The sequence below is a fragment of the Paenibacillus motobuensis genome (assembly GCF_039521865.1).
Taxonomy (GTDB): Bacteria; Bacillota; Bacilli; order Paenibacillales; family Paenibacillaceae; genus Fontibacillus; species Fontibacillus motobuensis.
Genome location: NZ_BAAACX010000004.1, coordinates 363,378 through 383,444, shown reverse-complemented (window position 1 = coordinate 383,444; position 20,067 = coordinate 363,378). Strand labels below are relative to the sequence as shown.

The window sequence follows — 20,067 nt, the reverse complement described above, 5'->3', positions numbered from 1 at the left end:
GTGTCACATGGAAAAATTGATTCTTATTGATGGGAATAGTATTATATATCGTGCTTTCTTTGCGATGCCGCCTCTGACCAGCTCCAGTGGTGTGCATACGAATGCGGTTTATGGCTTCACCAATATGCTGTTGCGTTTGCTCCAGGAGGAGCAGCCCAGTCATATTCTGGTAGCTTTTGATGCGGGTAAGGAGACATTCCGCCATGAGGGCTATCAGGAATATAAAGGTGGCCGCGAGAAGACTCCACCAGAGTTGTCTGAGCAATTTCCAATTATGCGCGAACTGCTCCAGAGCTTCGGGATTGCCTGGTTTGAGCTGCCGGGCTATGAGGCCGACGATATTATCGGTACGATGAGTAAGCAAGCCGAAGAAGCCGGCCACAATGTGCTGGTCGTCACCGGTGACAAGGACATGCTACAGCTTGTCTCGGATCGGGTGAAGGTGGCGCTTACTCGTAAAGGAATCACCGAGGTTGAACCATACGGTGTTCAGGAGATAGAAGAGAGATATGGTCTGCGTCCGGAGCAGATTATTGATTTGAAAGGCCTCATGGGAGACGCATCTGATAACATCCCCGGTGTTCCGGGAATCGGTGAGAAGACCGCTCTGAAGCTGCTTCATCAGTTCGGATCCGTAGAGGAAGTTTTGGCCCGTACGGATGAATTGAAGGGTAAGATGAAGGAAAATCTGGTGAGCCATGCGGAAGATGCTCGGATGAGCAAGCAGCTGGCAACGATATTCCGCGAGGTTCCTGTCGAGCGTTCCTGGGATGACATGGCCTTCAGCGGAGTATTGGAAGAGCCGGCGGCGCAAATGCTGCGCAAGCTGGAGTTCAAATCGCTGCTTGAGCGCCTATCCTTCGCTCCCGGCAGTGACGAAGAGGCTGAAGACGGAGGCCAGAGCCTGAAAGAGGTACAGGTTACGATCATCAATGCCGAGACGATACAGCAGCTTGTTGAAGCGTTGCCACAGGTGCAGAATATGATGGTGGAGTCCTATGGGGAGAATCCGCATCAAGCGGTATTAATGGGTGTCATTCTGTCAACAGAGGACCATCATTTCTACCTGAGCCCGGAAATATTACAGGCTGAGTATGCGTCGCCAGTCATTAAATGGCTTGGCGATGAGAGTATCAAGAAGCATGGATATGATCTGCATCGGGGAGATCTCACCTTGCATTGGCAGGGAGTTGCCTTCGGTGGAGCCGAGTATGATATTCAGCTTGCTGCCTATTTGCTGGATCCGACAAATAATGACCAGACCGTAAGCGGCCTGGCTGCAAAATATGGTATTGGTGCCGTTGCAGCAGATGAAGAGGTATATGGAAAAGGGGCCAAGTTCAAGGTTCCCGACCAGGATCGCCTTAGTCAGCATTTAGCGCGTAAAAGTGCAGCTCTATTGCAGATTTTGCCGCTGCAGAAGGAAGAACTCGAACAGGTTGAAATGAATCGCTTGTTCTATGAATTAGAGATGCCACTATCGCGGATCTTGGCTGATATGGAGAAGCAGGGCGTGGCCGTGAACCGTGATACCTTAATCGACTTAGGGGCCGAGTTCGAGGCGCAGATTAGCACGCTTATTGCGAAGATCTATGAAAGAGCCGGATTGGAGTTCAATTTGAACTCGCCGAAGCAATTGGGTGAGGTTCTGTTCGATAAGCTTCAGCTCCCAGTGATCAAGAAGACGAAGACCGGGTATTCTACAGATGCTGAGGTGTTGGAGAAGCTAGCGCCTTATCATGATATCGTGCAGTATATCCTGGAATATCGTCAGCTTGCCAAGCTGCAGTCTACTTATATCGAAGGATTGCTTAAGGAAATTCATCCGAAGACGGGAAAGGTGCATACTTATTTCCGGCAGACGATCGCTGCAACTGGTCGGTTAAGCAGTCAGTTCCCGAATTTGCAGAACATTCCGATTCGTCTGGAGGAAGGACGGAAGATTCGTAAAGCATTTATTCCTTCGGAAGAAGGCTGGTTCATGTTATCTGCCGACTATTCTCAGATCGAGCTGCGCGTCCTTGCGCATATTTCAGGGGATAAGGGCTTACAGGAGGCTTTCCTGCATGATATGGACATCCACACAAAGACTGCGATGGATGTATTCGGGGTCGCTGCCGATCAGGTAGATGCGAATATGCGCCGTTCAGCCAAAGCGGTCAATTTCGGGATTGTGTATGGGATCAGCGATTATGGCCTATCCCAGAATTTGAATATAACACGTAAGGAAGCGGCAAGGTTTATCGATCAATATTTTGACGCCTTCGAGGGTGTTCGGGCATATATGGATGACATTGTTAAGGAAGCGAAGCATAATGGCTATGTAAAAACATTGCTGGAGCGCCGACGTTATTTGCCGGAGATTAATGCTTCCAACTTCAATCTGCGTTCATTCGCGGAGCGTACAGCGATGAATACGCCAATCCAGGGAACAGCTGCGGATATTATTAAGTTGGCTATGATCCTGATGGATGATGCGCTGCGGGAACATAACTTAAAGAGCCGCATGCTGCTTCAGGTACACGATGAATTGGTATTTGAGGTTCCGCCTGAGGAGATGGAGCTAATGACAACGATTGTCCCTGAGACGATGGAACGGGCGCTTGAATTGTCCGTACCGCTTAAGGCTGAGGTTAGCAGCGGTGTGAATTGGTATGAAGCAAAATGACAAGGAACCTGTTGAAATAGATGAGGTGAAATAGAATATGCCGGAATTACCAGAGGTAGAGACGGTTAGAAGAACATTGTCGGAACTTGTTGTAGGCAAGACAATTCAGTCGGTTACGGTATCATTGCCAAGAATTATCCAAAAACCCGATGATATCAGACAGTTTGAGATGGATCTTGCGGGGCATCGTATTTTGGAGATGGGCCGCAGAGGGAAGTTTTTGCGCTTTATTATGGATGGTGTTGTTCTCGTCTCTCATTTGAGAATGGAAGGACGTTACGGTCTGTATCATAGCAGTGATCCGGTTGAGAAGCATACGCATGTTATCTTCCATTTTACAGATGGAACGGAGCTTAGATATAAGGATGTACGTCAGTTCGGGACGATGCATTTATTCGCGGCCGGAGATGAGTTCAACCATAAACCTTTGTCTAAGCTGGGACTTGAACCGCTTGATGAATCGTTTACGTATGAGGCTTTCCGCAAGGTTATGGCTAAACGGTCGACCAAAATTAAGGTGGCGCTCTTGAATCAGGAATATGTGGTCGGGCTTGGCAATATTTATGTAGACGAGGCGTTGTTCCGTGCCGGGATTCACCCTGAGACTCCCGCTTACGAGCTAAGTGATGATCTGCTTCGCAAGCTCCATACTATGATCTTGGAAACATTAAATGAAGCGGTTGAAGCTGGCGGGTCCTCCATTAAGTCCTATGTAAATGGACAGGGAGAGATGGGAATGTTCCAGCAATCACTGCGCATCTATGGACGGAAGGATGAGTCATGCGTAATCTGTGGTCACCCTGTCGAGAAGACGGTCGTTGGAGGCCGCGGAACGCATTACTGCCCGAAGTGTCAGCCTTTGAAGCGGACAAGCATTAAAAAGACTAAATCTAAACGTTCCACAGCTTCTTCGAATTCTAAAGTCGACGGTGAGGTGAGGGGATGAATATCGGACTAACCGGTGGGATAGCAACCGGAAAGAGCACGGTCTCTCGCATGCTTGTCTCATTAGGAGCAGAGCTAATCGATGCCGATGTCATCGCTAGAGAAATCATGGAGCCGGGGCATCCGGTTCTGGCTAGAGTTGCAGAGCATTTCGGAGAGGATATTCTGAATCCGGACGGAACTTTGAATCGCAAGCAGCTTGGGGCAGTTGTATTCTCGAATCCAGAGCAGCGTAAAGTGCTGAATGAATTGACGCATCCGGCAATCCGCAGCGAGATGGCGGCGAGAATGAAAGCACTGGAAGCGGCTAATCCTCATCGTCTGGTCGTTTGTGATATTCCTCTGCTATATGAATCGGGACAGGAAGGGCTCTATGAACAGATTATGGTCGTATATGTTCCAAGGGAAGTTCAGCTAGAACGATTGATGGAACGTGACAATCTTACTATGGAACAGGCAAGCTCAAGGCTGGCAGCACAGATGGATATAGAATTGAAGAAGAGTAAAGCCGATGTTCTGATTGACAACCGTTATGGATTGGATGAGACGAGGCGTCAAATCGAGAAATTCTGGCGGGAAAAGGTTACTGTATGAGGCTGCTGCGGAAGAAGAGAGTGCTGCTTTTGCTGTTTCTTGGTTTTGTTGCCATTTTGTTTTTTAATTCCGCATGGTTGTCCATGTTCTATCCGATCTATTATAAAGAAGAAATTAAACAGCACGCACAGGAGAATGGTCTGGATCCGTTGATCGTGGCTGCGATTATTAAGGCAGAATCAAACTATAAAGTCGGTGCCGAATCGAGGAAGGGTGCGCTCGGCATCATGCAGATTATGCCAGGCACGGCCGAATGGATTATTGATCAGGCTAAATATGATAAAGTACATCTTGATCAAGTAAAGAACGAGATTGATGTAAATGTCCGAATTGGAACTTGGTACTTGAATTATTTGTCAGAGCAATTCGACGGAAATATAATTGCTGTGATCGCGGCCTACAATGCGGGCCCTACTCATGTGAAAAACTGGATTAAGAGCAAGAGATGGGACGGTCAGTTGAATACTGTCGATGACATACCGTTTCCGGAGACAAGGAATTATGTCCTTCGGGTAACTCATTACTATAAACAATATTCCGAGATATATGATGATTTTTAAGGAAAGCCTCGGTTACAATAGATAAGGAAAGCACCAAAAGGCTACAGAGCCTTTCAATGCTTTCCTGAGAGCTTACTTATTTGAATTGGCCTGCCAATTGTTGTTCGGCGATTGTTACCAAGCGTTTAGTAATGTAACCACCGATCGAACCGTTTTCGTAAGAAGTCAGGTTACCAGCGTATCCATCTTGTGGAAAATTAATGCCAAGCTCTTGAGCAACTTCGTATTTCATTTGCTCGAGTGCACCGGAAGCTTGTTTTACTACCAGGTTGTTAGAATTAGAACCTTGCGCCATTGTTGTTCACCTCCTTGCGGTTGGTAACAGTATTATGCTCCGGTATTTGAAACTTCATTACTGATTTTTTTAGTTATTTATTGGTATTCTTATTTTCAGGAATATCAGTTAGCAGAAGCAGAAGGGAGACATTTTTGCGTGAGATGTCCGTATTGTAACTATATGGGAACGAAGGTGCTTGATTCGAGGCCGGCTAACGAGAATCGATCGATCCGCCGCCGTCGTGAATGTGAGAAATGCAGCCGACGTTTTACTACATTTGAGATGGTGGAGGAAATGCCGCTCATCGTCATTAAGAAAGACGGCAGCCGCGAGGAATTCAATCGTGAGAAGCTGCTTAGAGGACTAATGCGTGCTTGTGAGAAAAGACCGGTATCTGTAGAGCAATTAGAGTCTATCGTATCCGCGGTAGAGCGTCAGATGCGCCACTCTGCGAACGCAGAAGTGGAAAGCCGTGAAATCGGCGAACTGGTCATGGAACAGCTGTATCCGGTTGATGAGGTTGCTTATGTCCGCTTCGCCTCGGTATACCGTCAATTCAAGGACATTAACATGTTCATGAAGGAGTTGAACAGCCTGCTCTCCAAGCCTGCAGGTGATGAGTAATGAACAGGAAGTATGAATGATTAACAGATTTTCTGATTTATAAAAACACAGTAGTAAAACTCTGATGGGAGATACCTGCAGATTTGATTTTAACGGGTATCTTCTTTTTTTGTATACTCAAGGCTAATTATTCTCATCGATCATTACATGTGCTAAGCTAAGGTTAATCTCATTCTTAAAAACATATATTTTTCATCACAAGTTATGAAAGGGGTTACATCGATGAAGAAGCTGTGGCTTGTTTATGTCGTCCTTATCGGATTTTTTATTGTGTATGTACTTAATTACAGGTTACAAACCAATTCCAAAGACCCTTGGGAGAAAACAGGGCTTAGGGGAAATCTAGAGGACACATACGTTATGGTCACGTTTCAGACAGGCATCGATTATTGGAAAAGTATTTTAAAGGGTTTCGAAGATGGGGCAGAAGAACTGAATGTATCTGTAGAATATCATGGCTCCACTAAACATAATGCGAGTGAACAAATGACCGTTTTGGAACAAGTCATCTCTAAAAAGCCAGCGGGCATTGCCATTTCTGCTGTGAATTCCGAACTGTTAACTGCAACGATCAATAAGGCAGTAGAAAGTGGCATCCCTGTTGTGTTGTTTGATTCGGGGGCCCCTGATAGCAAAGCCTATTCTTATCTGGGAACGGATAATTATAATGCCGGAGTTGAAGCCGCACGTAAAATGGCGGAGTTAACTGGAGCAACAGGCCAAGTGGCGATTGTTACAACGCCTGATCAGCATAATCATCAGGAGCGGACGGATGGTTTCTGTGACACTATTCAAAAAGAGTTTCCCTATATGAAGGTAGTCGCTGTAGAAGATGGACGAGGGGACCTTGTCTTTTCAAGACAGGCTGCAGAACAAATCTTATCCTCGTATCCAGAGGTAAAAGGCATATTTGCTACAGAATCAAACGGTGGGATTGGGGTAGCCGAAGCGGTAGATGCCCACAGTGGTGTATCACTCAAAATTATAAGCTTTGACACGGATAAAAGAACGCTTGATCTTGTAAAAAGTGGTACTATTTCAGCGACGATGGCGCAAGGTACATGGAATATGGGCTATTGGTCACTTATGCAACTATTTCGTCTTCATCGGGACCTTGCTGTCGATCCTCTAGCGTATTCAAACAGTAAATTGGTACCTGTTCCGGATGTCGTTGATACTGGTATTGATGTAGTAACACGAAATAATGTTGATAATTACTATGCAAAATAGATACTGTTCAGCAGGAGGACAACGATGAGAAGTACGAACAGGCTATCGATGGACAAGCTGAAATTAAACAATTTGCCTATAAGGTATAAGCTAATCATCCACTTTTTGCTTATCAGTATCTTGCCTTCTATCGGTTTAGGTTTATTGATCGGATGGACTGTTGATCGGATTGTAGGGGATCAGAGCAATGAGAATACTATGCAACTGATTGGCAAGGTCAATTCGTCTTTTGAGAGTGATGTAGAGAATTTACAGAAGATCACGTATTTGATTTCATTTGATCCGGCTGTGCAATCTTTTTTTAGCGGACAAATGAAGGCGGTTGCACAAGGAAGTAAAGGAGTAAATAATAGTGAATCAACCGAATATGGTATACGTATGTTTCTGCAAGGTTTCACTACACTAAGTTCTGAGATTGCTGGAATTATGATCGTTAACGGACAGGGTGACTACATTAGCAATGAGATGTACACTCGCCCTGGTACTAGTATTACAAGTGAAGAGTGGTATAAAAAAGCCATTGATAATAAAGGGATTTTTAAAATTGTTGGTCATCCTTATGGACGGGCTGTCATGTCACATGTGGATTATAAAGAGAGTGAGGTTATATCTGCGGTTAGGGCGATTATTGATCCGGAAACTCAGGTTGTACAAGGGGTTATTCTTATCGATTTGAAGTTGCGGGCTATTGCAGAGACGGCTAGAGACGTTACTCTAGGTAAAACAGGTTATCTGGCTGTTGTTGATGACAGCGGCGAGTTAATTTATACTCCGGAACATCCAATTATGAGCCATATTCCAACAGAGTTATTTACTGAAACCTCGGGAATTACCTCTAATGAAGTGGATGGACGTCAGTTGCAGCTTATTTATAGAACTTCTTCGTTTACGGGGTGGACTACTGTAGGTATATTTCCGATGGAGGAATCTGCTTATGGTGTTCGAGAGATTACATTTAATTTGGTTACCTTTGTGTTTCTAATCTGTATGTTAGGGATGACTGCATCCTTTTATTTAGCTCATTCAATTTCCCGTCCCATCGGACAATTGGCGTCCTTTATGAGCAAGGCTGAATCTGGAGATTTAAATATACGCTATTGGGGGGCTCGTTCTGATGAAATAGGGATGCTCGGGAGAAGCTTCAATACGATGCTAGTCCAGATCAACCGTCTGCTGTCGCTGACAGAACTGCAGGAACGACAGAAGCGGGAGGCTGAGCTGCGAAGTCTTCAGGCGCACATTAAGCCGCATTTTCTCTACAATACGCTGGATACAATTCATTGGATGGCTCGTAGAAAGGGCGCAGAGGATATTGCTGAAGTAGTCAAAGCAATGTCGCGCCTATTCCGGCTAGGCCTTAGCAAGGGCAATGATATTATTCCCTTGGCTGATGAACTTGAGCACATTACCAGTTATTTGAAAATTCAACATGTACGGTATAGCAGCAAGCTCTTCTATAATATTGCAGCTGATCCTAAGTTAGAGGAACTACATGTACTTAAGCTGATCTTACAACCAATTGTAGAAAATGCGATCTACCATGGAATCAAGCAGCGGCGTGGCCCAGGCCATATCTCAATTGAAGTGACTGAGCAAGAAGGAGATTTGATCTTGAAAGTTCAGGACGACGGCGTGGGTATCCCATCTGATCTGCTGCTAATGCTGAAGACGAAGCTTGAAAACGTTGGTAGAGAAAGCGAATATATCGAGACGGTGAATCAGTTGCCGGGTAGTACAGGAAGTGGGTATGGAATTCTTAACGTTCAGGCGCGAATTCGCCTAACTTATGGAGAAGAATATGGTCTTAGCATCGATAGTGAAATAGGAATAGGGACCACGGTTATTGTAAAGCATCCGATTGTTCACGGGCAGTAACAAATTAAGTTTTTGGTATTCACATCTGAGGAGGGCTATAGTTATGGAACGTTGGAAGGTCATGATAGCAGATGATGAAGATATTATTCGTGAAGGTATCAGGGAAGCTGTAGACTGGGCGGACTTAAGCATGGAGGTGGTCGCAGAGGCTGAGGATGGTGTGGAGGCACTGGAGCATGCGTTATATCATACCATAGATATTGCTCTCGTTGATCTGAATATGCCTATTATGCATGGAATAGATCTGATGAAGAAACTTAGAGAGCAGTTACCTGGCTGTAAAATCGTAGTGATTACCGGACATGATGAGTTTGCCTATGCACAGGAATCTATTAGACTACAGGTTAATGACTATCTTCTAAAGCCAGCCGATCCGACAGAATTAACTCAGGTTATGCAAGGTTTACGGAATGAACTGGAGAGAGAACAGCAAAGGCACCAGCAACAGCAACAGACGTCCAAGCAAATTGTGAAGAACTTTCCACTGCTACGTGAGCGTTTCTGCCAGGAGTGGCTGGAGGGCAATCTAAGCCAGGGAGAGATAGAGGAACAATTGCATTTTTTACAATTACCGATTAGACGACCTGAACTGCTCGGGATTATAAAATGGAGATGGGAAGTACAAAATCCTGGTATTAAGGAGAATGAAAGGCAGCTGTACTTATTTGCCATTGAGAATATCGCAATAGAATTGCTTAGTGAATATCCCAAAGCAATATTTCGTGATTCTTCCGGACATATTGCCATTATTTTATGGACGAGTTCCGGGGAGGCCGGGTTAACTCGGATTGAGCAGGAGGTTCGTACTTACCTGAAGATCGCCGTAGAAATAGGAATTGAGCATATTGAAGGGGAAATTTCTGAACTAGCTTCTTCGTATCGTAGGTGTAGAGTCACGCTATCTCAAGAGCCGCCATTATCTCCGCTGGTGCGGAGAGCTAAACAATATATGCTGGAGCATTACAGCGAATATGGGATAACGTTAGAGTCGACAGCTGGAATTTTAAAGGCATCACCGGTTTATCTCAGCAGGTTATTCAAACAGGAGTTAGGAACTTCTTTTGGTGCTTATTTGGCGCAGATTCGGATCAGAAAGGCCTGTCAATTACTGAATTCTACGGATTTGAGTATTAGTGAGATCGCAGAGCAGACTGGCTACGAAACGCAGCACTATTTTAGCACCTCATTTAAAAAATCAACTGGAGTATCACCACTGCAATATCGTAAAGGAGTTTTACCAAGCGAAGGTTCTTCTTCCTAGAAGAATCTTCTTTTTTTAAGAGGAAGTTCAAAAAGTCCCCCTTTGATCACGAAGTAACACTGAAAGCTTATTCGACATCGAATCTTGAATTCAGCCGGGCCTTCCGGTGCTCACGTACCCAAAACGTACGCTCCGCTCCTCAGTCCCTAGCTTCATCCAACCTTCTCGGTGCTGAAAGTCTGACTTTTTGAACCTTATTGTGAAACCGCTAACAAAAGTTCGGTTTTTATAAAAATAGTAGTTTTATTATAAATACTCTACCTACATCTCCTTGCTATACTCAACTTGTCAATAGGGGAACAACTCCACTATAACGATAGAACTTCAGGGGGTAGTGTAAAAATGAAAAGGTACTCATTGATCATGTTGGCAATGGCATTCATTCTTGTTTTATCTGCTTGTGGAAATGGAGCAACAAAAGAGAGCAGCTCCGGAGGAAACAAAGGAAAAGTTGGGATTGCAATGCCAACGAAATCTTCGGAACGCTGGGTAAATGATGGAAGCAACATGGTGAAAGAGTTGGAGAAGCTTGGCTATAGCACAGATTTACAGTACGCGGAGGACGTAGTTGAGAACCAAATTTCCCAAATTGAGAACATGATTACTAAAGGTGTAAATGCAATTGTTATCGCTTCCATTGATGGAGAAGCCTTAACTGATGTACTTCAAAAAGCGCACGATGCAAACATAAAAGTTATCGCTTATGATCGCCTGATCAAAAAGAGTGAATATGTAGATTATTATGCAACCTTCGATAATTTTAAAGTAGGGGTACAACAAGGTACTTATATTGAAAATAAATTAGGCCTCAAAGATGGAAAGGGACCATTCAATATTGAGCTGTTTGGTGGTTCTCCAGATGATAATAACGCTTACTTCTTCTTCGATGGAGCGATGTCTATTCTGAAGCCTTACATTGATTCCGGAAAGCTTGTGGTTCGTAGCGGCCAGACGACTATGGCTCAAGTAGCGACACTTCGTTGGGATGGAGCGACCGCTCAAGCCCGTATGGATAACTTGCTTAGTGCGCACTACGCTACAGAAAATCTGGATGCTGTGCTCTCTCCATATGACGGTATCAGTATTGGAGTACTATCCTCACTTAAAGGGGTAGGCTATGGGTCCGGAGGCAAGACACTTCCTATTGTAACGGGTCAAGATGCTGAATTAGCTTCGATCAAATCAATCATTGCCGGTGAACAGACTCAAACCGTATTTAAGGATACTCGGGAGCTGGCTAAGAAAGCTGTACAGATGACGCAAAGTGTACTGGGCGGAACAGAAGCAGAAGTTAATGATACGACAACCTATGACAATGGTGTAAAAATAGTACCTTCGTACTTGCTGGAACCGGTATCTGTAGATGCTACCAATATAGATGAAGTTCTAGTGAATAGTGGTTATTACACCAAAGATGAGTTATACAAATAGGAAAACATATACGGCGGCAGCCTGAAAAGGCTGTTGCCGTATCCGTTACTTCAGTTACAACGAAAGCTGGGTGAGAAACTTGACGGATTATATTTTGGAAATGAAGGGAATCACCAAGACGTTTCCCGGTGTGAAGGCGCTCGAAAACGTTAATTTGAAGGTTAAGGAAGGCGAGATTCACGCTTTATGCGGGGAAAACGGCGCTGGCAAATCTACGCTGATGAAAGTGCTTAGCGGTGTATACCCTTTTGGAACGTATGAGGGAGATATTTTATTCAAAGGGCAGGTTTGTCAGTTTAAAGATATCAAAGACAGTGGAAGACAAGGGATAGTTATCATTCATCAAGAGTTAGCACTAAGCCCCTATTTATCGATAGCAGAGAATATTTTCTTAGGTAATGAGCAGGTAAAGCATGGAGTGATTAATTGGAACGAAACCAAGGTCAAGACCAAGAAACTACTGCAAACTGTCGGTCTCAAAGAATCACCGAATACTATAGTATCTACAATAGGTGTTGGTAAACAACAGTTGGTTGAGATCGCAAAGGCGCTCTCCAAGGAAGTGAAGCTGCTAATTCTCGATGAACCTACCGCCGCGCTCAATGAGGATGATAGTGAGAATCTACTAGAGCTTATTTGTGAGCTTAAGAGACAAGGTATCACCTCGATTATCATTTCACATAAATTGAATGAAATTAAGAAGATAGCAGATTCCATCACTATACTGCGTGACGGCCAGACGATACAAACACTGGATATGGTACAGGATCAAGTAACTGAAGATGTCATTATTAAAGGCATGGTTGGGCGGGATCTAACCCATCGCTATCCTGAGCGTACTCCGCAAATAGGAGAGACGATCTTCGAAGTGCGGAACTGGGAGGCATATCATCCGACCCAACAGGATCGTAAAATACTTCATGATATTAATATTAATATAAGACGTGGTGAAGTAGTTGGAATCGCTGGTTTGATGGGGGCGGGTCGCACAGAACTTGCGATGAGTATATTCGGGAAATCATACGGCAAACGAATTAGTGGACAGGTGTTCATGCATGGAAATGAAGTTCATTTAAATGATATTAATACGGCCATAGAGAGTGGATTGGCATATGTTACAGAGGATCGCAAGCATTATGGACTTATTCTGATTGATGATATTAAGCGAAATATCTCTTTGAGTAATTTGAAGAAATTGTCTAAGTTTGGCGTGATTAATAAAAATGAAGAAGTGCTGATAGCAGAAGAGTATCGCAGGAAATTGAACATCAAGACGCCGAGTATTTTACAGAAAACAGTTAATCTCAGCGGTGGTAATCAACAAAAGGTGGTACTCAGCAAATGGATTTATGCCCAGCCGGATGTTCTTATCTTGGATGAGCCTACTCGTGGAATCGACGTAGGTGCTAAATATGAAATTTACTCTATCATCAACCAACTGGCTATGGAAGGTAAGGGAGTGCTGCTTATCTCTTCAGAACTTCCAGAAATTCTTGGTATGTGTGATCGAGTCTACATTATGAATGAAGGTCGTATTACCGGAGAAGTAGAACAGCAGGATGCGACGCAGGAGATATTGATGCAATACATGACACGAAGCAGGGGGTAGGCAACATGGGAGCGTTAGGGGATCTTTTTAAGAAGAATATTCGTCAATATGGGATGATTATTGCTCTAGTATTTATATCTGTTCTTTTCCAAATTCTAACAGACGGAACTTTGCTTAAACCGTTAAACGTTACGAATCTAATTCTTCAGAACAGCTACATCTTGGTGTTAGCAATCGGGATGGCACTTGTTATTATTACGGGACATATTGATCTTTCTGTTGGTTCGGTTGCCGCTTTTATCGGGGCATTGTCAGCGATCATGATGGTCAATATGGAGATGAATCCGGTACTTGCAGTCATTTTGTCACTACTCATGGGAGCACTTATTGGTGCATGGCAGGGCTTCTGGGTTGCATATGTTAAAATCCCAGCATTTATCGTGACGCTGGCAGGGATGCTATTATTCCGGGGTTTGACGATGGTTGTGTTAGGAGGACAATCTATTGCTCCTTTTCCGAAGACATTTCAGAAGATTAGCGCAGGTTTTATTCCCGATTTAGTTGGTGGAGGTTCACTCCATATATTAACCATTGTTGTTGGTATAGTGTTATCAGTAGTGGTCGTGTATCAGGAGTTCAGAGAACGTAAAGTTCAGAATAAATATGGTTTTGAGCAATCACCTATTTGGGTCTCTATTGCAAAGACTACAGCTTTAGTAATGGTTATAAATCTGTTCTCATATGTGCTTGCAAGCTACAATGGGATTCCGAATATTCTGGTCATTCTCATTGTCTTGATTGCTATTTATTCTTTTGTAATGAACAATCTGACGATAGGACGGCATATTTATGCAATCGGAGGTAATGAGAAGGCAGCGAGTCTATCAGGTGTGAAAACCAAAAAAGTAACATTCTGGGTATTTGTTAATATGGGCGTATTGGCTGCACTTTCGGGACTTATTTTTGCAGCTCGTCTGAATGCCGCTACCCCAAAAGCGGGGTTGAACTTCGAGCTTGATGCGATCGCAGCCTGCTTCATCGGTGGTGCTTCTGCATCAGGAGGTATCGGGACAGTCATCGGCGCAATTATTGGTGGATTAGTTATGGGTGTAATGAACAACGGTATGTCTTTGGTTGGCCTAGGTATCGACTGGCAGCAGGGAATCAAAGGGCTTGTGTTATTATTCGCAGTTGGGTTTGATATCTATAACAAATCGAAGACCTCATAGAGGATAGTTTTAATTAGTACATCAGTCGCAAAGGGACAATTAGGTTACGGGGCGGCTGGATTTATAGAATCCGCGTGGTGAATCAAAAATATATATATGTTCAAACTAAGATTGAAATGAAGAGCATGCCTCAAAAGCATGCTTTTTTTATTTATAGACATTTTTAAGATCAATAATTTTTACACTCCGTTTACAAAACGAAAACATGGCTTTGATAATAGGCTTCTATAATCAGAGTATACAAACAAATGAGGGGGAAACCTGAATTATGAAAAAGAGTATGTTGTTGGTTTTAACGATTATTTTAACTTTAACGCTGGCTGCTTGTGGTCAAAGCAGTTCTAATAATAAGACAGCGAATTCTTCGGACAACTCGTCTGCAGGAAATTCCACGAACAGTGGCAACAAGACCGAGCTCTCCGGTTCTATCCTTGCAGTAGGTTCATCGGCATTGCAGCCGCTTGTTGAACAAGCTAGCCAAAGCTTCATGGATCTGAATCCGAAGGTATCGATTCAAGTGCAAGGTGGAGGTAGTGGAACAGGGTTGACGCAAGTATCCGGAGGACAAGCGGATATCGGTAACTCCGACGTATTTGCTGCTGAGAAGTTGGAAGCAGGTCCTGCAGCAGAGTTGGTTGACCATCAAGTTGCTGTAGTAGGTATGGCAACCGTAGTTAACCCAGAAATTACAGTAGATAATCTGACTAAAGATCAGTTGGTTAAAATCTTTAAAGGCGAAATTACAAACTGGAAGGATCTCGGCGGCGCAGATCAAAAAATCCAAATCATCAACCGTCCATCCAGCTCCGGTACACGTGCAACATTCGAGAAATATGCATTAGGCACGAAGACTGAAGACTTGGCAGGCGCGATTCAAGAGGATTCCTCAGGTACAGTCAAGAAGCTGGTTAAAGAAACACCAGGAGCTATCGGCTACCTTGCACTCTCTTATCTTGATGACTCCATCAAAGCCGTGAAGTACGAAGGCGTAGATCCGACGGAAGATAACGTGGCAAATGGTACTTATCCGGTATGGGCTTACGAGCACATGTACACGAAGGGTGAGCCAAATGAAATCGTGAAGGCTTTCCTGGACTACATGACCTCTGATGAAGTACAAAATAAAGATGTTGTCGAGCTTGGATATATCCCGGCTAGCAAAATGCAAGTAAAGCGCGATATCGATGGCAACATCACTAAGTAATAATTGACAACATAATTAAAGTACTTAAGGAGGCGGATATCCTGCCTCTTTAAGTGCTGTGTAAAGGGAGAGGTCTATGAGTCAGTCCGGTGGAAAACAAAAAGTCAAACAGCATGTTATCGAAGAATGGACCGGAAAAATATTAACCTCCTTTTGTATCGTCCTGCTCGTTGTAATTATTTTCTCCATGGTATACTTTGTGGCGACAAAAGGATTAAGTGCATTTTTTCAAAACGGACTTAAAATCAGTGAAATATTCGGAAAGACCTGGAAACCGGATGGAGAGCCACCTCTTTTCGGTGCTTTGCCGTTTATCATAGGCTCATTCAGTACTTCCCTGCTAGCTGCTGTCATCGCTGCTCCGCTTGGCGTCAGCGCGGCATTATTTATGGTCGAGATTATGCCTAATATCGGTAGAAAATATTTGCAGCCGGTGATCGAACTGTTAGCCGGAATTCCTTCGGTAGTATACGGCTTCGTCGGCCTTAGTGTTATCGTACCGTTCTACCGCACTATTTTTCCGGGTCAAGGACTTGGTATTGCTGCGGGTGCGACGGTATTGTCGATTATGATTCTGCCTACCATTACGTCGATCGCGACCGATGCGCTCGCTTCTCTTCCGGCCGGACTGAAGGAGGGCTCTTATGCGCTTGGAGCGACTAGGTGGCAGACGCTATCGCGTACGGTCATTCCAACGACGATGCCTGCGCTTATGACAGGGATCGTGCTTGGAATGGCACGTGCTTTCGGTGAAGCTTTGGCCGTCCAGATGGTTATCGGTAACGCACCGCATATCCCTCAATCTCTATTTGAATCGACTTCAACATTAACGAGTGTCATCACACTCAGCATGGGTAATACCGTAATGGGCTCAATGCAAAATAATGTACTGTGGACGTTGGCGTTGATTCTGATGCTGATGACCTTCGTCTTCGTCTTTATTGTCCGCCGGCTTGAAAGGAGAGCACAGCGATGAGTGCAAAAACAAAAGATAAAGTAGCTACCGCCGTAATCGTCACTCTGGCTGGGATTATCGTCCTTATCATGGCCGGTTTGCTCGGCTTCATTCTGGTCCGAGGACTCGGACATGTCAGCTTCCACTTCTTGACCTCTGCACCGCAGACGATCAAGGAGGGTGGGGGTATCGGGCCGCAGTTGTTCAATTCTTTATTCCTGCTTGTATTAACTATGATCATTACGGTCCCTTTAGGGCTTGGCGCAGGCATCTATATGAGTGAATATGCCAAGCCAGGGAAAATTACAGATACGATTCGTCTGATTGTCGAAGTGCTCTCTTCTTTCCCATCGATCGTAGTTGGCTTGTTCGGTTTGCTCGTCATTGTAAATACTTTTGGACTTGGCTTCTCACTGTTCTCCGGCGCGCTTGCCTTAACCGTCTTCAATTTGCCGCTAATGGTACGGATTACGGAACAGGGCATGTCCGGTGTTCCTGCTGCACAGAAGGAAGCGAGTCTTGCGCTCGGTATTTCCAAATGGAAGACGATCAAATCCATTATGCTGCCGATTTCGATGCCAGTGATACTGACCGGAACCATTCTTGCAGCTGGCCGGGTATTCGGTGAAGCCGCAGCTTTGTTATTCACGGCGGGAATGAGTAGTCCAAGGCTGGATTTCACCAATTGGAATCCGCTCAGCCCTACTTCGCCGCTGAATCCTTTCCGTCCAGCTGAGACGCTGGCTGTACACATCTGGAAGATCAATTCTGAGGGGCTGGCCCCGGATGCTCCGCAGATTGCCGCTGGCGCTTCCGCTGTGCTGATTTTGACGGTGCTTATCTTCAACCTGCTGGCACGCTGGGTTGGTCGTCTCATGCTGAAGAAATTTACGGCTGCGAAATAGGAGGGCTTCCATGCAAAATATAGAATTGTCTACAAAAGATTTGAATGTATTCTATGGTGAGAAACATGCGGTTAAGCAAATCTCGCTCGACTTTGCCTCCAAGCAGGTCACGGCCTTGATCGGCCCTTCCGGCTGCGGTAAATCGACTTTCCTGCGCAGTCTGAACCGAATGAATGATCTGATCGAGGGATCGCGCATCACTGGGGAGATTTGGATCGGCAATGAGAATATTAATGATCCGAAGACTGACGTGGTACTTCTACGGCAGAGGATCGGGATGGTCTGGCAGCGCCCGAATCCGTTCCATAAATCGATCTATGAGAATATTGCTTTTGGTCCGCGCTATCATGGCATTCGCGACCGTAAGAAGCTGGATAAGATTGTGGAGGAATCATTGGTCAAGGCGGCACTGTGGGAGGAGACCAAGGATCGTCTGCATCAGTCTGCATTATCCTTGTCCGGTGGCCAGCAGCAGCGTCTATGCATTGCCAGATCGATTGCGGTTAGTCCAAGCATCATCTTGATGGATGAGCCTTCATCTGCACTTGACCCGGTATCTTCGGCGAAGATTGAAGAACTGATCGCTGAGCTGAAGGAGGAATACTGCATTATCATCGTTACCCATAATATGCAGCAGGCCGCTCGTGTATCGGATAAGACTGCATTCTTCTTAATGGGAGAGCTCGTGGAGTATGATGAGACGAGTATGATCTTTACGAACCCATCGGATCAGCGGACTGATGATTATATATCTGGTAGATTTGGTTAAATCGATATACAATATAAGGACCCTCATTCCCGCAAAATGGCGTGGATAAGGGTCCTTTTGCTATGTGGCCTCTTTTTTGTTTTAGATGGTTAGAGTAAAATAGAGGTTAGTTCTAAATGCTAGAGCAGCAAAGTTATTACCAGCAATTCATATAAAACTAATGGAAGAATAACGTCGTTGAATGATGGCCCATAGAGCCCGCGCGGTTGCGGATACCCATCATACTGTCCGTGTCCATCCCAGTTCCATGGGTGACCATCGTGATCCCCGTCATGATACCCGCCATGATGTCCATGATCATGGCCGTGATCATGCCATTGATCCCAGTGATCATGACCATGCCATTGTCCGTCTCCTGGAGAACCGGGAAGGCTGAGGAACAATAATCCGCCATCAAGGTGGACTAGTCGGCCTTCATACGTTACACCGTCGATCGTTTGCACTCGGACGTTGCGACCTACATATTGTTTGCCGACGCGATGCATCTGGTCTCTGAAATCTTTAACGGATTTGACAGTATTGGGGTGAGCCTCATAAATCACTTGGTTTTGCCCTAATGCCATAGCTAATAACCTCCACTTGGTCGTATTTCCTTCTGGCTCATCATATGTGGGAAGGACTGGGGAGGTGCCTATATTTTTTAGACTATGGTCCAGTATATATTTACGACCTGAGACTGTTTAGAATAGCTGTATTTAAGTTCATACTAAGGTCTAACTCTATTGAACGAGCAGGAGATTGGATTCACATGAATGTATTGGATTGGATAGAACGAATGTTTGAACAATATGGATATTTTGTGTTATTGCTCGGATTACCCATTGATTTCATTGCCTTACCGTTGCCGCCAGGTCAGACGACGTTGACGTATACAGGATATCTGGTCTACAAAGGGGTATTGGACCTACTACCTGCCATATTCATGGCATATGTCGGTTCAGTCATCGGAATTACGGTGACCTATGTGCTTGGATACCAGATTGGGGCTCCGATCATAGAACGATTCGGGAAATGGATTCTGCTCAAACCTGCCCATTTGGAAAGGACGCGAAGAATCTACGAGAAATACGGCAATAAAATGCTATTCATTAGCTTTTTTGTCCCTGGAGTCAGGCAATTTTTTGGTTATTTTGTAGGCATCATTCGCATTCCTTTTCGAACCTTTGCCCTGTTTGCTTACCCTGGAGCGGCGATATGGGTACTTGCATTTATTGGCATTGGCAACATCTTTGGCGAGCAGTGGCAGCGGATTTTTATGCTGGTACAGCGGTATCTGGGCTTCTTCTTCGCCGCACTCGGCATTATAGTGCTGACGATCCTGATCGTACGCTGGCGCAAATGGTGGCTGAAGAAACCTGATAATAAACCGATGCAGTGACACGTCCACATAGCTGAAAAGAGTGAAAAGCGTCAGACATTGTCCGGCGCTTTTTTACGTGAGCTTTCTGTTCCCTTAAGCGGATTTGTTCCCTCTTCCTTGGCTTTCACTAGTGCCAGAAACGTGAAAAGACTTGCCAAGGTTTCAAATCCGGCCCCGATAATTTCCAAATCATTAGACGAGATCTCTTCTTCGTTCATTATATTCTGCAGTCCAATCTGATTGAGAAGTTGTGTCTGCCTCCTTCTTGGCAAGCCTATCACCTGTTTCAAATGGTTTTACTGTATGGTATGCAATAGAAGCAAGGTTTGAATAGGCAAGTAAGCAAGCACGACTAAAGTCAAAAATATGTATAATTACTTAAGTAGCCCGTTCGTTTAAGCTCGTCATTTCATAAGATGTTCTATACTTGAAAAGGGAGGTATAGATATGTCAGGTTGTGGAGAGGTCGGCGGCATCGGCGGCGTAGGCCTGTGGGGATCGACAGGTGCTATTCTGGTTCTGTTTATTCTGCTCGTCATTATTACTAGAACTTTCATATTCTAAATAGTAGCCTAGAAAACTGGTAAAGCAGGTCCTGTTATGACAGGGCCTGCTTTTTTAGGAAATGGGC

General features: G+C 44.7%; 20 protein-coding genes. 17 read left to right on the top strand and 3 right to left on the bottom strand.

The window, feature by feature from the left end:
* Positions 1-7 precede the first annotated feature (7 nt).
* Genes polA through ABD014_RS03080 form a run of 4 tightly spaced genes read left to right on the top strand, consistent with a single transcriptional unit; the run spans position 8 to position 4,767 of the window.
* Positions 8-2,668, top strand: a complete 2,661-nt coding sequence (gene polA, locus ABD014_RS03095) for a DNA polymerase I (protein ID WP_343857268.1) — start codon at positions 8-10, stop codon at positions 2,666-2,668.
* A gap of 37 nt (positions 2,669-2,705) precedes the next feature.
* Positions 2,706-3,614, top strand: a complete 909-nt coding sequence (gene mutM / locus ABD014_RS03090) for a DNA-formamidopyrimidine glycosylase (protein WP_343857266.1) — start codon at positions 2,706-2,708, stop codon at positions 3,612-3,614.
* Complete coding sequence (gene coaE, locus ABD014_RS03085; protein WP_343857263.1) at positions 3,611-4,207, top strand: dephospho-CoA kinase; 597 nt, start codon at positions 3,611-3,613, stop codon at positions 4,205-4,207. Before mutM ends, coaE begins: the two co-directional genes overlap by 4 nt.
* Positions 4,204-4,767, top strand: a complete 564-nt coding sequence (locus tag ABD014_RS03080) for a lytic transglycosylase domain-containing protein (protein WP_251407505.1) — start codon at positions 4,204-4,206, stop codon at positions 4,765-4,767. Before coaE ends, ABD014_RS03080 begins: the two co-directional genes overlap by 4 nt.
* Before the next feature lie 76 nt (positions 4,768-4,843).
* On the opposite strand, the gene ABD014_RS03075 is transcribed toward ABD014_RS03080, so the two are convergent.
* Entirely contained in the window at positions 4,844-5,062 is a 219-nt protein-coding gene (locus ABD014_RS03075; RefSeq protein WP_343857260.1) for an alpha/beta-type small acid-soluble spore protein, read from the bottom strand.
* Positions 5,063-5,200: 138 nt separating this feature from the next.
* Here ABD014_RS03075 and nrdR point away from each other — a divergent pair, with 138 nt between their 5' ends.
* The 11 genes from nrdR to pstB all read left to right on the top strand — a co-directional run bounded on the left by nrdR (position 5,201) and on the right by pstB (position 18,076).
* Entirely contained in the window at positions 5,201-5,668 is a 468-nt protein-coding gene (nrdR, locus tag ABD014_RS03070) for a transcriptional regulator NrdR (protein ID WP_343857257.1), read from the top strand.
* A 222-nt stretch (positions 5,669-5,890) separates the two neighbouring features.
* On the top strand, positions 5,891-6,898 hold the full coding sequence (locus ABD014_RS03065; protein ID WP_343857254.1) for a substrate-binding domain-containing protein: 1,008 nt from the start codon (positions 5,891-5,893) through the stop codon (positions 6,896-6,898).
* Between the two features lie 24 nt (positions 6,899-6,922).
* Positions 6,923-8,773 carry a cache domain-containing sensor histidine kinase gene (locus tag ABD014_RS03060; RefSeq protein ID WP_343857252.1) on the top strand — a complete coding sequence of 617 codons (1,851 nt, stop codon included), beginning with the start codon at positions 6,923-6,925 and terminating at the stop codon, positions 8,771-8,773.
* A 43-nt stretch (positions 8,774-8,816) separates the two neighbouring features.
* The gene (locus tag ABD014_RS03055) at positions 8,817-10,034 is read left to right on the top strand and encodes a response regulator (protein WP_343857250.1); all 1,218 of its coding nucleotides are present in this window, start codon (positions 8,817-8,819) and stop codon (positions 10,032-10,034) included.
* A 342-nt stretch (positions 10,035-10,376) separates the two neighbouring features.
* Complete coding sequence (chvE, locus tag ABD014_RS03050; protein ID WP_343857248.1) at positions 10,377-11,465, top strand: multiple monosaccharide ABC transporter substrate-binding protein; 1,089 nt, start codon at positions 10,377-10,379, stop codon at positions 11,463-11,465.
* A 79-nt stretch (positions 11,466-11,544) separates the two neighbouring features.
* Positions 11,545-13,074 (top strand): multiple monosaccharide ABC transporter ATP-binding protein, encoded by a 1,530-nt coding sequence (mmsA, locus tag ABD014_RS03045; protein WP_343857246.1) that lies wholly within the window; start codon positions 11,545-11,547, stop codon positions 13,072-13,074.
* A gap of 5 nt (positions 13,075-13,079) precedes the next feature.
* Positions 13,080-14,243: a multiple monosaccharide ABC transporter permease gene (gene mmsB / locus ABD014_RS03040; RefSeq protein ID WP_343857244.1), complete on the top strand. Its 1,164-nt coding sequence runs from the start codon at positions 13,080-13,082 to the stop codon at positions 14,241-14,243.
* 268 nt (positions 14,244-14,511) lie between these two features.
* Positions 14,512-15,447 carry a phosphate ABC transporter substrate-binding protein gene (locus ABD014_RS03035; protein ID WP_379339293.1) on the top strand — a complete coding sequence of 312 codons (936 nt, stop codon included), beginning with the start codon at positions 14,512-14,514 and terminating at the stop codon, positions 15,445-15,447.
* A gap of 76 nt (positions 15,448-15,523) precedes the next feature.
* Positions 15,524-16,423, top strand: a complete 900-nt coding sequence (pstC, locus tag ABD014_RS03030; RefSeq protein WP_343857242.1) for a phosphate ABC transporter permease subunit PstC — start codon at positions 15,524-15,526, stop codon at positions 16,421-16,423.
* Positions 16,420-17,307, top strand: a complete 888-nt coding sequence (gene pstA / locus ABD014_RS03025; protein ID WP_127001114.1) for a phosphate ABC transporter permease PstA — start codon at positions 16,420-16,422, stop codon at positions 17,305-17,307. The genes pstC and pstA overlap by 4 nt, the downstream gene beginning before the upstream one ends.
* A 10-nt stretch (positions 17,308-17,317) precedes the next feature.
* The gene (gene pstB, locus ABD014_RS03020) at positions 17,318-18,076 is read left to right on the top strand and encodes a phosphate ABC transporter ATP-binding protein PstB (RefSeq protein WP_343857237.1); all 759 of its coding nucleotides are present in this window, start codon (positions 17,318-17,320) and stop codon (positions 18,074-18,076) included.
* A gap of 119 nt (positions 18,077-18,195) precedes the next feature.
* Here pstB and ABD014_RS03015 read toward each other — a convergent pair whose 3' ends face one another.
* A complete protein-coding gene (locus ABD014_RS03015) occupies positions 18,196-18,639 on the bottom strand; it encodes a hypothetical protein (protein WP_343857235.1) in 444 nt (147 codons plus the stop codon).
* 185 nt (positions 18,640-18,824) lie between these two features.
* On the opposite strand from ABD014_RS03015, the gene ABD014_RS03010 reads away from it, so the two are divergent.
* Positions 18,825-19,454, top strand: a complete 630-nt coding sequence (locus tag ABD014_RS03010) for a DedA family protein (RefSeq protein WP_343857233.1) — start codon at positions 18,825-18,827, stop codon at positions 19,452-19,454.
* Positions 19,455-19,486: 32 nt separating this feature from the next.
* Here the strand turns inward: ABD014_RS03010 and ABD014_RS03005 are convergent, their stop codons facing one another.
* Positions 19,487-19,708, bottom strand: coding sequence for a hypothetical protein (locus ABD014_RS03005; RefSeq protein WP_343857230.1), 222 nt, complete (start codon positions 19,706-19,708; stop codon positions 19,487-19,489).
* 175 nt (positions 19,709-19,883) lie between these two features.
* On the opposite strand from ABD014_RS03005, the gene ABD014_RS03000 reads away from it, so the two are divergent.
* Complete coding sequence (locus ABD014_RS03000; RefSeq protein ID WP_343857228.1) at positions 19,884-20,000, top strand: YjcZ family sporulation protein; 117 nt, start codon at positions 19,884-19,886, stop codon at positions 19,998-20,000.
* Positions 20,001-20,067: the final 67 nt, after the last annotated feature.